The organism is Alteromonas sp. HB246098, from assembly GCF_054890645.1.
On sequence record NZ_JBTZUG010000001.1, the window covers coordinates 1,193,264 to 1,206,977 of the forward strand.

10 protein-coding genes are annotated in these 13,714 nt (G+C 45.0%); 4 read left to right on the top strand and 6 right to left on the bottom strand.

The genetic code is table 11. From position 1 onward, the window contains the following. Positions 1 to 65: 65 nt before the first annotated feature. Together ACYTPF_RS05095 and purL are read right to left on the bottom strand one after the other, a co-directional pair. Positions 66 to 206, bottom strand: coding sequence for a hypothetical protein (locus ACYTPF_RS05095; RefSeq protein WP_162889815.1), 141 nt, complete (start codon positions 204 to 206; stop codon positions 66 to 68). 257 nt (positions 207 to 463) lie between these two features. Beyond that, positions 464 to 4,351: a phosphoribosylformylglycinamidine synthase gene (gene purL / locus ACYTPF_RS05100; protein ID WP_461851408.1), complete on the bottom strand. Its 3,888-nt coding sequence runs from the start codon at positions 4,349 to 4,351 to the stop codon at positions 464 to 466. 176 nt (positions 4,352 to 4,527) lie between these two features. Between purL and mltF the strand changes: the two genes are divergently transcribed. Continuing rightward, a complete protein-coding gene (gene mltF, locus ACYTPF_RS05105; protein WP_461851409.1) occupies positions 4,528 to 5,931 on the top strand; it encodes a membrane-bound lytic murein transglycosylase MltF in 1,404 nt (467 codons plus the stop codon). 249 nt (positions 5,932 to 6,180) lie between these two features. After that, the gene (locus ACYTPF_RS05110; protein WP_012517585.1) at positions 6,181 to 6,336 is read left to right on the top strand and encodes a hypothetical protein; all 156 of its coding nucleotides are present in this window, start codon (positions 6,181 to 6,183) and stop codon (positions 6,334 to 6,336) included. 133 nt (positions 6,337 to 6,469) lie between these two features. Here the strand turns inward: ACYTPF_RS05110 and tadA are convergent, their stop codons facing one another. After that, positions 6,470 to 7,009, bottom strand: coding sequence for a tRNA adenosine(34) deaminase TadA (gene tadA, locus ACYTPF_RS05115; RefSeq protein ID WP_461851541.1), 540 nt, complete (start codon positions 7,007 to 7,009; stop codon positions 6,470 to 6,472). Positions 7,010 to 7,544: 535 nt separating this feature from the next. Between tadA and ACYTPF_RS05120 the strand changes: the two genes are divergently transcribed. Further along, on the top strand, positions 7,545 to 7,772 hold the full coding sequence (locus ACYTPF_RS05120) for a hypothetical protein (RefSeq protein WP_118490048.1): 228 nt from the start codon (positions 7,545 to 7,547) through the stop codon (positions 7,770 to 7,772). Positions 7,773 to 7,841: 69 nt separating this feature from the next. On the opposite strand, the gene ACYTPF_RS05125 is transcribed toward ACYTPF_RS05120, so the two are convergent. Continuing rightward, a complete protein-coding gene (locus ACYTPF_RS05125; RefSeq protein WP_461851410.1) occupies positions 7,842 to 9,776 on the bottom strand; it encodes a cation:proton antiporter domain-containing protein in 1,935 nt (644 codons plus the stop codon). A gap of 301 nt (positions 9,777 to 10,077) precedes the next feature. On the opposite strand from ACYTPF_RS05125, the gene ACYTPF_RS05130 reads away from it, so the two are divergent. Then, positions 10,078 to 10,977, top strand: a complete 900-nt coding sequence (locus tag ACYTPF_RS05130; RefSeq protein WP_461851411.1) for a GGDEF domain-containing protein — start codon at positions 10,078 to 10,080, stop codon at positions 10,975 to 10,977. Positions 10,978 to 11,141: 164 nt separating this feature from the next. On the opposite strand, the gene tilS is transcribed toward ACYTPF_RS05130, so the two are convergent. Together tilS and accA are read right to left on the bottom strand one after the other, a co-directional pair. Continuing rightward, on the bottom strand, positions 11,142 to 12,467 hold the full coding sequence (tilS, locus tag ACYTPF_RS05135) for a tRNA lysidine(34) synthetase TilS (protein ID WP_461851412.1): 1,326 nt from the start codon (positions 12,465 to 12,467) through the stop codon (positions 11,142 to 11,144). A 272-nt stretch (positions 12,468 to 12,739) separates the two neighbouring features. Continuing rightward, entirely contained in the window at positions 12,740 to 13,696 is a 957-nt protein-coding gene (accA, locus tag ACYTPF_RS05140) for an acetyl-CoA carboxylase carboxyl transferase subunit alpha (RefSeq protein ID WP_012517579.1), read from the bottom strand. Between the last annotated feature and the right edge of the window lie 18 nt (positions 13,697 to 13,714).

Genomic DNA, 13,714 nt, shown 5'->3' on the forward strand with positions numbered 1-13,714 from the left:
ATAGCCCCAATGATTAACGCCCGTATCAAGTAACTTGATACGGGCGTTAGAATTTTTCTTTCAGACTACTTAACTGAAGACTGCACACTTAGCGTTGTTGGAGCTTCGGCAGATTTCGCAGATGTGCTAAAAACAGCAGTTACGAACATCAGCACTACAGCTACAGCCACTCCGGTTAAGCCAAACCCTTTTGAAGAACGATTCATTGGTCGTCTCTTATTATTAAAACCAGTAAGCAGTTGCTAAACACTGGTACAACCCTAACTCAACTCCTGTAACCTAATTGCAATCCTTGCTTGCACTACAATAGATCAGTGACAAACTGATGACAAGGGCAAAAATCAGATTTTTGACACTTTGCCAAAGCTTTGACACCCATTTAAGGTATGCGCATTTATTAAACAGTATTTTTATAGAAAATAAACAGGGGTTTCCCCCTGCTTATCAAGGTCACACTGTAATATTAACCAACAAACTTACGGGCGTTTCTAAAGATACGCATCCACGCACCGTCTTCTTGCCAATCGTCTGGGCACCATGAGTTTGCAACGGCTCTAAATACACGCTCAGGGTGAGGCATCATAATAGTACTGCGCCCATCGACAGACGTTAAACCAGTAATACCTTGCGGTGAACCGTTCGGGTTAGCCGGGTATTGCATAGTTGGCTTGCCATAGTTGTCTACATAACGCATGGCTACCTGACCGCTAACCTGCGATAGCGCGTTTTCATTTGCAAATTCAGCCTGACCTTCGCCGTGGGACACAGCAATCGGCATACGCGAGCCTGCCATACCATCTAGCAGCACAGACTTAGACTCCATCACTTCAACCATAGCAACGCGAGCTTCAAAACGCGCTGACTGGTTAGTAACAAAGTGCGGCCAGTGCTCAGTGCCAGGAATCAATGATTTTAGGTTCGATAGCATCTGACAACCGTTACATACACCTAAACTGAACGTATCGTTGCGGTTAAAGAAGCCTTCGAACTGATCCCGCGCCATGCTGTTAAATAGAATTGACTTCGCCCAACCTTCACCTGCACCTAATACGTCGCCGTAAGAGAAACCGCCACAAGCTGCAAGACCCGCAAACTGTTCAAGGGTAATGCGACCCGCCAACACGTCACTCATGTGCACATCGATAGCATCAAAGCCTGCACGGGTAAATGCTGCTGCCATTTCTAGATGTGAATTAACACCCTGCTCTCTTAAAATCGCCACTTTTGGCTTAACGCCTTTGGCAATGTAAGGTGCGGCAACGTCTTCGTTGACATCATAAGACAACGCAGCATGCAAACCAGGGTCGGCAGCATCTTGCTTCGCAGCGTGTTCTTGTTCAGCACACTCTGGGTTATCACGAAGCTTTTGCATTTCAAACGTAGTTTGCGCCCAGGTAGTACGCATTGATACACGACTATCCGCAAGTACAGCTAAACCGTCGCGGTTAAACTCAACCATATCTGTGCTATTTAATGTACCGATATCGTGAGTCAACTCAGTTAAATCGAACTTAGCCAGTACCGCGTTAACTGCATCTAGGTCGCTTTCAAGCACTTGAATAACACCGCCTAATTCTTCATTGAATAGTACAGCAATGTCATTACCTTTAAGGCTATCAAGGTTAACGCTCACACCTGTTTTACCCGCAAAGGCCATTTCTGCCACTGTAGTAAATAAGCCGCCGTCTGAACGGTCGTGGTAAGCATGCACCAAACCTTTTTCGATAAGCGCTTGCATAGCGTCAAAGAAGCCTTTAAGACGGGTAGCAGAAACCACATCTGCTGGGCTATCGCCAAGCTGTGTATAGACCTGCGCTAAACAGCTAGCGCCCAAGCGATTTTTACCTTCGCCCAAATCTAATAGCAATAAGCGGCTTGCACCTTTATCAGTGCGTAGCTGAGGCGTAACTGTTTTACGAATATCTTTTACTGCACCAAACGCTGAAATAACCAGTGACAACGGAGAGGTTACTGCTTTATCTTCACCGTTTTCATTCCAAGCAGTTTTCATCGACATAGAGTCTTTACCTACAGGAATGGTCAAACCTAGCTCTGGGCACAGCTCTTCACCCACAGCTTTCACCGCTTCATAAAGACCTGCATCTTCACCTGGGTGTCCAGCTGCTGCCATCCAGTTAGCAGACAGTTTAATACGCTTAATATCACCAAGGTTTGCTGCAGCAATATTGGTTAGCGCTTCACCTACCGCAAGACGGGCAGACGCACCGTGTGATAAAAGAGCCACCGGGGTGCGTTCACCCATTGTCATCGCTTCACCGTGATAAGTGTCAAATGCCGCAGCGGTTACTGCTACATCCGCCACTGGCACTTGCCATGGCCCAACCATTTGGTCGCGACTTACAAGACCGGTTACCGAGCGGTCGCCTATAGTGATAAGGAACGTTTTCTCTGCAACGGTAGGCAAAGATAAAATGCGATTCGCTGCATCACTTAAGGTAATGCCTGCCTCATCTAGTGCTGGCGAGCTTACCTTGGTTGAACTCACGTCGCGATGCATTTTAGGCGGCTTGCCTAAAAGCACATCTAGCGGCATATCAATAGGTTTGTTCTCAAACTGACTGTCGTTCAGGTTTAAGTGCTGCTCGGCAGTGGCTTCACCAACCACAGCAAACGGCGCGCGTTCGCGGGCGCAAATTGCTTCGAATACCGGCATATTTTCCGGTGCAACAGACATAACATAGCGTTCTTGCGATTCGTTACACCAAAGCTCTAGCGGTGTCATGCCAGGCTCATCTGACAATACTTTTCTTAGCTCAAAGTTACCGCCACGACCACCGTCGTTAACTAGCTCAGGCAGAGCGTTTGAAAGGCCACCAGCACCGACATCGTGGATAAACTGAATAGGGTTGTCATCGCCAAGCTGCCAACATGCATCTATTACCTCTTGGCAGCGACGCTCCATCTCAGGGTTGTCACGCTGCACTGAAGCAAAGTCTAAATCTTCGTTTGACTGTCCAGAAGCCATTGACGATGCAGCACCACCACCAAGACCAATGTTCATTGCAGGGCCGCCAAGCACAATAAGCTTAGCGCCTACCGTGATTTCGCCTTTTTCAATATGGTCACGGCGAATGTTGCCTAAACCACCAGCTAGCATAATAGGTTTGTGATAGCCTCTTACCTCTACGCCGTTAAAACTATTAACTTCTTGCTCGTACGTACGGAAATAACCAAGTAGCGCTGGGCGACCAAATTCATTATTAAAGGCTGCACCACCTAGTGGGCCTTCAAGCATGATATCGAGAGCGCTCACAATGCGCTGTGGCTTACCATACTCGGCTTCCCACGGCTGCTCGGCGCCAGGAATACGTAAGTTAGATACGGTAAAACCAACTAAACCTGCCTTAGGTTTTGAGCCACGACCTGTAGCACCTTCATCGCGAATTTCACCGCCAGAGCCGGTTGCGGCACCAGGGAACGGTGAAATTGCCGTTGGGTGGTTGTGGGTTTCTACCTTCATTAAAATATCGATATTTTCATGATGGTATTCGTATTGGTGTGACTGCGGGTTCGGGAAGAAGCGCCCTGCTTCCCAGCCTTCCATTACTGCTGCGTTATCTTTGTAAGCTGAGTACACATGATCAGGTAATAACTCGTAAGTGTTTTTGATCATTTTGAACAGCGACTTTTCTTGATCTTCGCCGTCAATGGTCCAGCTTGCGTTAAAAATCTTATGCCGACAATGTTCAGAGTTTGCTTGCGCAAACATATAAAGCTCAACGTCAGTCGGGTTTCTGCCTAGCTTGGTAAAGCTATCAAACAGGTAGTCAATCTCATCATCAGCTAATGCCAGGCCCAATGCCACGTTTGCATTAACCAGCGCTTCTTTGCCCTCCCCTAATACGTCTACACTGGTGAAAGTATTAGCTTCGGTTTGTGCAAACAGTACCGCTGCATCGTCAGTTTTAGTAAATACTGACTCAGTCATTCTGTCGTGTAAGAAACTAGCGATAAGCGCAAAGTCATCGTCACTTAATGTATCTTCTATTTCGATATAAAACGCGCATCCACGCTCTATGCGATTGATACTTTTTAAACTACAGTTGTGAGCGATGTCGGTGGCTTTAGAAGACCAGGGAGAGATAGTGCCGGGGCGAGGAGTAATAAGGAAGAGGGTTCCAGAAGGTGTTTGTGCTTGCCTCGCGGGGCCGTAAGTGAGCAGCTTTTCAAGTATTTCTATTTGCTGCTTAGACAAGTCACCTTGGGAATCGACTAGGTGAACATATTCGCTATATAGGTTTTTAACCCTAACGCCGGATTGACCCAGCTTTGCAATCAGTTTAGTTTGGTTAAACTCTGATAGTGCAGGAGCGCCTCGAAGGACCAACATATTGATTTACCTGGTTTGTTAGAAACAACGACCACCAATGCGACGCGTTGTCTCTTGGATTGATGAGTATTTCGGCGCGGATTATAGAGCAATTATGCACAGTAAGTAACCTCATAACGCGCTAACATGAACTTTTTTTTAAACTTAGCGAGTTTGATGACAACAAGTAAAGGTCTATGCAGTCACAAGACTATAAAAAACGATTAAAACTACAACTAATAATCATTTTATCCATTGCTGTTATGAGTTGTGGCGTGCCCTCGGTCCCCACGGCCCTTTCCTCATTATTAGAACGGGAAACCATCCGCGTAGGAACCGTATACGGCGCAGGAACCTTTTATAACGGTGCTGAAGGGCCCCAGGGGTTTGAGTACGAGTTGCTGGCAGGGTTTGCCGATTACCTTGGGGTCACTCTCGATTTGTACCCCTTTTACAGCTATGAAGTCATGCTCGAGCAATTAGAGGAAGGTAACTTAGACATTGTTGCTACGGGGGATGCGGTGACACCTTCACTAAAAAACCGCTTCACGTATGGCCCGGCTTATCAACATGTTAAACAGCAGCTCGTATTCCAAGCAGGCACATCCAGACCTAGAGATCTTTTAGATCTCGATGCCCCTATAATTGCAGTTGCAGAAAGCAGCCAAGCTCACTTACTTTCTGATCTTTTACGCGATTTAGGCGACCAAGCAACTGATAGTGAAAAAGTAGTGATAAAGACCGAGCTAGTTACCACCGAAGATTCAGATTCTGAAGAACTGCTGCAACAAGTGGCCAATGGTGATATCGCTTATACAGTAGCCGACAGCAACCGTTTAGCTTTACAGCGCAGACGTTATCCAAACTTGGCTGTAGCAAAAACCCTTGACGAAAATATGCCAATGGCTTGGGCGCTGCCATTACATCAAGACGATTCAGTGAAAGCTGCGCTTATTGAGTATTTTGGAACCGTACATCAATCTGGTTGGTTTACGGTGCTGGAGGATAAGTATTTCGGTCATATCCGACAGTTCGATTACGTAGACAGCCGGGCTTTCAACTACGCAGCTGAAACTGCATTAGCCCAATATAAACCTCTATTTCAAAAATACGCAGGAGATCTAGACTGGCGACTGCTTGCGGCAATGAGCTATCAAGAAAGTCATTGGGATAGTAACGCTGTATCTAGAACTGGGGTTCGCGGTTTAATGATGCTGACGCTGGATACAGCAAGTGACTGGGATGTAGATGATAGAACCAACCCAGAGCAAAGTATTCGCGGCGGGTCTCGTTACTTTGCCAGTTTGCTAAGCCGCATACCCGCACGAATTAGCGAACCCGATAGAACCTGGATGGCTATGGCATCGTATAATATTGGAATGGGGCACTTGGAAGATGCGAGGGTTCTTACCGAGCAACAAGGGGGTAACCCTGATTTGTGGGTAGATGTGAAACGCCGCTTGCCACAGCTTAGGCAAAAAAAGTATTACCGCAACACCCGCTATGGCTACGCGAGAGGTGATGAGGCTTTGCAATACGTAGAAAACATTCGCCGCTACTACGACAGCCTAGTCTGGTTAGATGAACAAGGAAAAATTTAATCTAGTTCGTTTTGCTTCTCTATTGAAAACTGTCATTTCGATGTCATCTTTATAATGTACCCTTTGAACGAGTTGGTAATTAACCAACTCGCTTTCTCAGAACTTTTATTTTTCTAAAAGATTATTAATCTCTAAAAGAACAGTGACTCTCGAAAAATGAGAACTTAGTTCAAACGACAGAGCATTTTTCTTAACGGGGAAATGTGGTCACAACGAGGAAAATAACCTCAATGTGAGAAAGGAGAATAAATGAAAAAAAATCGCTTTATGAAAAAAGGAATAAAATTGAAAAACAACAACAGACGCAGACTTATGCTTAAGCGTTGCCATCAGAAAGTACTTCAACGTCGCAAGCTATTTGTTACAAGTGATATGTTCACTCAGTTGACCCGCAAACCTAGCTAAAATATATATAAGCTGGTTGCTTTCATTGATAGAAATCAATTAATAGTAAGCGCTCTTTTTTAACCTGCCAGCGCAGCAAACCAAACTGGCGAATAACACTAAACAACATATCTTCAAGCCAACCGAGTAAGTATTAGCTTGAAGCATCCCCCTCTAGCTGTTTTTTCGCCTTTTTGGCTGCCTTAATCTCTTTCCTGCGCTTTCGAAAAAAATCTGACAACTTGTTAGCACACTCGTCAGCTAGCAAGCCAGATACCACTTCAATTTGATGATTAAGTGCTGGGTGTTGCAGTAGATTCATGACCGAACCCGCAGCGCCTGTTTTCGCATCTTTAGCACCAAACACCACCCGCTTTACTCGCGCATGCACAAGCATACCGGCACACATAGAGCAGGGTTCTAAAGTGACATATAGGGTAGCGTCAATGAGTCGATAATTTTGCACCTTAGAAGCGGCCTCTTTGACAGCGCGCAACTCAGCATGAGCAGACGGGTCGTTATCTGTTATTGGCGTATTGTAACCTTCACCGATAAGCTCACCGTTTAATACTACGCAGGCACCTACCGGTACTTCCCCTATAGATTCAGCTTTGTCTGCAAGGGTTAATGCATGCTTCATCCACGTCATGTCTTCTTGAGTAACCGTTTCATTAATAAGGTTTTCCTGGCTCATCCTCTCTTTAACTGGGTTCTCTTGGCAAAAGCTTTCTTTTGAAGCGCTTACTTTTGCGAGCGCCTCTTCAGCGGTGAGCACATCAGGCGTTAATGCTTGCGTTGTGACATGCTCGGTGCTGTGCTCTTTAGACCGAGCTTTTCCAGTGTCGATACCTGGTGCCGAAAGGTCGCTATTTTGGTCACTCATTAGTCAATTTTGCTACTTTATTTAGTGAAATTAGTTAACAATAATTCTGCATAAATCTAGGTAAACATTCTAACTAACTAGAAAGTAATGACTTTTGTCACTTGGCAACCTACTTGCAATATTTCATTATAACACTGCTGGTGTTAAGGACTTAACTGGTTACACTTTTTGAAGAAAACTTAGTTTAATAACCGTTATAGTACTCCAAGCGCAGCAGTAATTTTACTAATAAGTATTTAGTTTCTGTTTATTAGAGATAAAAACTAAATACTAGGTGAATTAGGCAACTGACCATATTTTCACCTAAACTCTTTTAAAGCCATTTGTGAGGGATACCACCGTGAACATGACAGCGATTGCAATAGTAGCCATTTGTGCGTGGGCGTTAGTTACCATTGTCGAAAGTGCAAAAGACAAAAGCAAAAAGAAACTTAGCAATAAAGAAGCTGAAGCTTACAAGCAGGAAATTGCAGATTTGAAAGAGCGTGTATCTGTACTCGAAAAGATTGTCACTGATGAACGCTACGACTTAAAAAAGCAGTTTGCCGATTTAGAGAAAGACCGCGTCGCTTAAGTTTAGTGAAATAAATTCCTCTGCCAGCGCAACCTACGCCTATAGTGTACCTGCGCTGGCAGTTAAACATCAATTCCCTTCTAAGAGTTTGCGTTCAGCCCGCTCAACTCGTCGGGGTTTACCTGCAATTACCAGTACATCATGAGCCTGTAAAATAGCGTCTTGGTCTGGGTCTTTCACTTCATTGCCATTACGTCTTAAGCCTTTAATGGCCACGCGCATTCGTGTGAAGTCGATATCTTTTATTGCTTTTCCAATGCAAGAGGCGCGTTCAGACAATACTACTGCATGAATAAACTCCAGTTTATCTTCCGTCCCGTAAGAGATTTCTGTGGTTTCTCCAGGATAAAAGCCGTGCATATGATCATAACGGCCTTTTCGCTCGGCCCGCACCCGCTTTAAAATACGTGACATAGGTACACCGGCATAATGCAACACTTGCGAGACCAGCATCAAACTGCCTTCCTGTAATTCAGGCACTACTTGGTTTGCTCCTGCGCTGTACAAACTTTCTAGTTGGTAGTCTCGTTTGGTACGAACCATAACATCTGTAGTGTTTGTTATACTTCGGGTCTGGGTAATGACTTGCTTGGCCTTATCGACCTGGTCAAACGTCACAAGCACAAGCTTTGCATTTTCTACATTAGCATTGATCAGAATATCTTTTTGACTGGCATCGCCGAAGATCACGGGTTCCCCCGCATTTCTGCTTTCATGCACTCTGACAGGGTCCATATCTATAGCGACAAAATGAATACCTTCCATTTTCAACATGCGCGCTACCGACTGGCCCACCCGACCAAATCCACAAATAATGACATGGTTAGTCAGCTGCCCGACATTGCCAAAGCTAGCGTTGTCATCAAAGGAAATATCATTATTAACAATGCGTTTAGCGATAGTCACACTGTTATTCATAAGCCATGGGGTTAACGCCATACTTATTACCCCCATACATACTATTAACGATGACTGCTCAGTAGTTAATACGCCGTGGGTGGTGGCAAGCGCCGCAATAACGAAGCTAAACTCCCCTATTTGGCAAAGTTTTACGCCTGCGGACCAGCCGTCAATAGCGTCAGTTTTAACTAACATAGATGCAACTCTGACTAAGATAACTTTAACTATCATTAACGCGAAAACACCGAATACGATTTCAAATAAGCTGTTCCAGAGCACCGTAAGCTCCAGCTGCATACCCACGGTCACAAAGAACAAGCCCATCAAAATGTCGCGAAACGGGCGGATGTCGGCTTCAAGTTGATATTTGTATTGGCTTTCCCCTAACATCATCCCTGCCAAAAAAGCGCCTAACGCCATCGACAAACCAAAATAATAGGTGAGTCCACCAGCTAACAGCGCGATCAAAATAGTGGTCAATACAAACAGCTCATCGGTTCTGGTTCTCGCAATTTCCCGAAACACCCAGGGAAGTAACCACTTACCTACTGACATTAAAAACGCAATGACGAATACGCCTTTAAGAAGTGCTTCTCCAAGAGCAAGGGCAATACTCACCTCGCCTGTCTGCGCAAGCAGTGGGATTGCTATAAGAAATGGGACCACGGCTAAGTCCTGAAAGAGCAAGATACTGACGGCGAGCTGTGTACGCCTGTTATTGAGAATGCCCATTTCGGTTGCTTGTTTAATAACAATAGCGGTAGAGCTTAGCGCCAGCGTACCGCCAATAATGATAGATGCACTAATTGGGATCCCCATTAAAAGCGGTACACAGGTAAATATCGCTGTAGTAAACAACATTTGCCCCAACCCTACGCCAAACACCAAAGAGCGCATAGCCAACAACTTAGGAAGGGAGAATTCTAGCCCGAGGGAAAAGAGTAGAAAAACAATACCTACTTCGGCCAACAAGTGCATTTCTTCGGGGTGCGCAAAGACAGATAGCAGCTGTGGACCTGCGAGTACACCGGCAAAAAGATAAGCAAGAATAGGTGGAAGATGAATCCGTTTAAATAGGGCGACTGCGCATACCGATATAAACATCAATATTACAATATTTAAAAAACTCGTCCCCACATAACCTCCTAGAGCGACATCAACTTCCGTTTGTAAAATAAGCGCGATAACCATTTCGGCTTTGCACTTAAACTAAAGACTAATGCGACAGATATCTTGTTGGCATTCAGTTTGCAAAATTCCCTATGTAAATGCAGATCCGGCAAGTTTTGCCGCTGTGATCGTCATAATTTTCGCGAAAATGCGGTCATGACCACAGAAACGTCAGGGCTTTGACACTGGTTTCATTTCTGCGGCATATCAACGCATTTTGTATAGGGGCACTACTGTGGATTTTTCAACGTCAGTCTACGATAGCACACAACACAACAATTTTTATCCTGCTGAGAGCACAGGTAAGTCACTTTCATTCAGTGAATTATCGGGCTTTGTAACACAGCTCCTGACTACGCTTGAACTTCAAGAGTTGGGAGGCGTGTATTTTCAGCAGCTTAATATGCTGTTGCCTGTTGTTGGATTCAGTTTATCCGACTTCGACTCCCGCTGGGTCTACGGTAACGCTAAGATATCGTCAACACTGATTGATTTACCACTACAAGGCGCACGCTCTGTTAATGGCGAGCAAGCCCATGTCTATTATTACATTAGTTCACCCTTGTCATTATCGCAAAGGGAGAGCCTATTCCAACTGCATGATTTATTTGGAAAACAAGTTAAGCATGCGTTGTCTTTATTGCGTGTTCAACAAATGGCAACCAAAGATGTACTGACTAGCTTAGGCAACCGCGCGGGCTTTCAGCAGTCTATGACAAGACAACTGGGCTGGGCACAAAGACATGATGAGCCATTTGCACTTTTAGTTATCGACCTAGACAACTTCAAATATGTGAACGATAACTTTGGACACGGTGAGGGCGACAAAGTACTGGTTCATGTGGCAACGCATCTTGAAAATGTTCTGCGCGATGAAGACGAAGCATTTCGCTATGGCGGCGATGAATTCTGCTGTTTGTTAGACTGCCAAACACAGCAGCAATTAGCATGTGCTGCCCAGAGAATCCAAATGAGTATTAATAGTTCTGCCTACTTATCACGATTAGGTGTATCGGCAAGTCTCGGTGGCGCAATCTATCGAGATGGCGACAGTGTTGATAGTTTATTTGACCGCGCTGATAACGCGCTGTATCGGGTGAAAAACTCTGGCAAAAACAGCTATGACGCTGCCTAGCTGGTAACTTTTACTTGTTTAAAATAAAGCGGCAATTCAATGCCGCTTTATCAGTATAATCTGCCGAAAAAATTTAAAAGATTAAAAGCCTTGCTGCTCTTCGCGAATACAAAGAATTTGGCTCAGTAAACCTTATAAGTAATGTGGATATGGCCAATTAGCGCTTAAACAGGTTTAAAAGCTATATTAATACGCTCAACTTTAGGTTGTAGATAAACAACCTTGTCATCAACAATAATTGCCACAGGAGTTTCATTTAAAAAGATAGTGGGTACACCATCCCTTTTCCATCGAGGCACTCGCCATACTTTGAACCACTCTTTCAATAGCTTTGATACGCTGGCGCCTTCAGGTTTCATCCGCAGATTACGCGCATTAGTTTGCAAAGAGACGGTATCGTTAGTTTTGTCTTTTGTTACTGTTACCCTCACCTGCCCATGTAACCAAGGAAGAGGAATGTACTGGTCTAACACTAACTCGAGACACTCTGGTATCTCGCAAGTATCATTAACTACCCAGTAAAGGTCATGGTCAAAACGTATAACCCGGCCCCACTTAAAATTTACTTCAGGGGTAGCATCATGTTTCGCCCCCAGCATAGCAAGTACTTGGTCTGTCTGCGCTTTTGAAGGTGCAAGCTGTCCCTGCGCTTTAAACCAGGCGCGAATTACCATAGCCTGCCAGGGGGTAGATAATGCAGCAAGCTTTTGTCCATCTAACCTGGCATCCGCACGTCTACAGTCTTTGAAGTATTGCTGTGCAGATTCGCTGACTAGCTCACTTTGCTCTGCACAAAGCTCAGCGCTTCGCCCAACTGTTTTAGTTAACTGGGGCCACCGCTCAAGCAAATGAGGTATTATCTCGTTTCTCAAGAAATTTCTGTCAAAGCTATTTTGCTGATTAGATTCATCCTCAACCCACTGCAACATTTCCTCTTCGGCATAAGCGATGATGTCATTTTTCTCTAGGGCTAGCATAGGTCGCATTATTAGCGTATCACCCCGGTACTGCACTTCGCCCATACCCGCTAGTCCCTGTGGGCCTGCACCGCGTTTAAGCTGAAGTAATACGGTTTCAAGCTGATCTTCTGCATGCTGTCCCAAAAGCAGTACACCGCCAATTTGTTCACACACTTCTAATAGTGCGTTGTATCGAACTTTACGCGCCTCAGCCTCTAAACTCTTTCTAGAGCTGCTATCGACAGCAACGCGATATTGATGAAATTCAACATCTTCAAGACGACACTGGAGTTCACAGTGACGGGCCCAGTCGTCAGCATTCTCGCTTAAGCCATGATGTACATGTACAGCATGAATTGGGCTATCAAACTGTTCCCTATACGCAATAACGGCTTGAAGCAGAACGGTCGAATCGACACCACCGCTGTAAGCAACAACGAGTGGCGTTTGACGTGGTAGCTTTACATCGGTGAGAGATGTCGCGATGCGGTTGACGATATGTTCAATAGTGGGGGATTGTAGAGGGGTCACAGACCAGTAATACCTTATTGTTTCAACTTTATGTTTTATTAGGGTTCAGCTTTGTATCTGCTAATTACTTACTTTCTAATAACGCAAAAGGGTTGTTACCAATGGTAAACAACCCCCTTGAACTAATCTAAATCGACATGAACTCAGCAAAGGCTTAATAGACTTTTACAACAAGCATTTTTGCTAATCGTACACCGCTTCGTCTAATCGTACACCGCTTCGTATCGTGACGTGACTATTCGCAGTTTTAGAAGTCGTAGCCCTAACTAGAATTAGCAATACCCGAACGACATTAAACGCTCGTAACGCTCTTCCATTAGCTTTGTTTTATCAAGCTCTTTAAGCTGATTAAGCTGCTGCTTAATGACGGCCTTCAAATTAGCCGCCATGCCATTGTGATCGCGGTGCGCACCACCTAATGGCTCTTCAACAATACTGTTAATCAGGCCTAGCTCTTTAATTTGTGGCGCACTTACGCCCATCGCTTCAGCAGCGAGTGGGGCTTTTTCTGCGCTTTTCCACAGAATAGACGCACAACCTTCTGGTGAAATCACCGAGTACGTAGAATATTGAAGCATATTAACACGATCGCCAACACCAATTGCTAGTGCGCCACCTGAACCACCTTCACCGATAACGGTACACACGATTGGAACGGTAAGCTCAGCCATCTCGAATAGGTTCTTCGCGATGGCTTCACTTTGACCACGCTCTTCAGCGCCAACACCAGGATACGCTCCCGGCGTATCGATAAAGGTGATGATAGGCATGTTAAAACGCTCGGCCATCTTCATAAGACGCAAGGCTTTACGGTAGCCTTCTGGTTTAGGCATACCAAAGTTACGCTTAATTTTTTCGTTGGTGTCACGGCCTTTTTGATGGCCTATAATCATCACAGGCTGGTCATCTAGCATTGCTGGGCCGCCAACAATTGCCTTATCGTCTGCAAACGCACGGTCGCCAGCAAGCTCGTCGAATTCTGTAAAAATACGAGGAATGTAATCTAGCGTGTATGGACGCATTGGGTGACGTGCAAGTTGAGAAACTTGCCATGCGCCAAGATCAGAAAAGATCTTCTTAGTTAGCTCCGCGCTTTTGCCGCGAAGCTTATTGATTTCTTCTTCAATACCAACGTCAAACTCGCCACCTTGATTTACCAATCTAAGCTCTTCAATTTTTGCTTCTAGTTCGGCTATTGGCTGTTCAAAGTCCAAAAACTGTATACTCATTTCATGTCCTATTCGTAC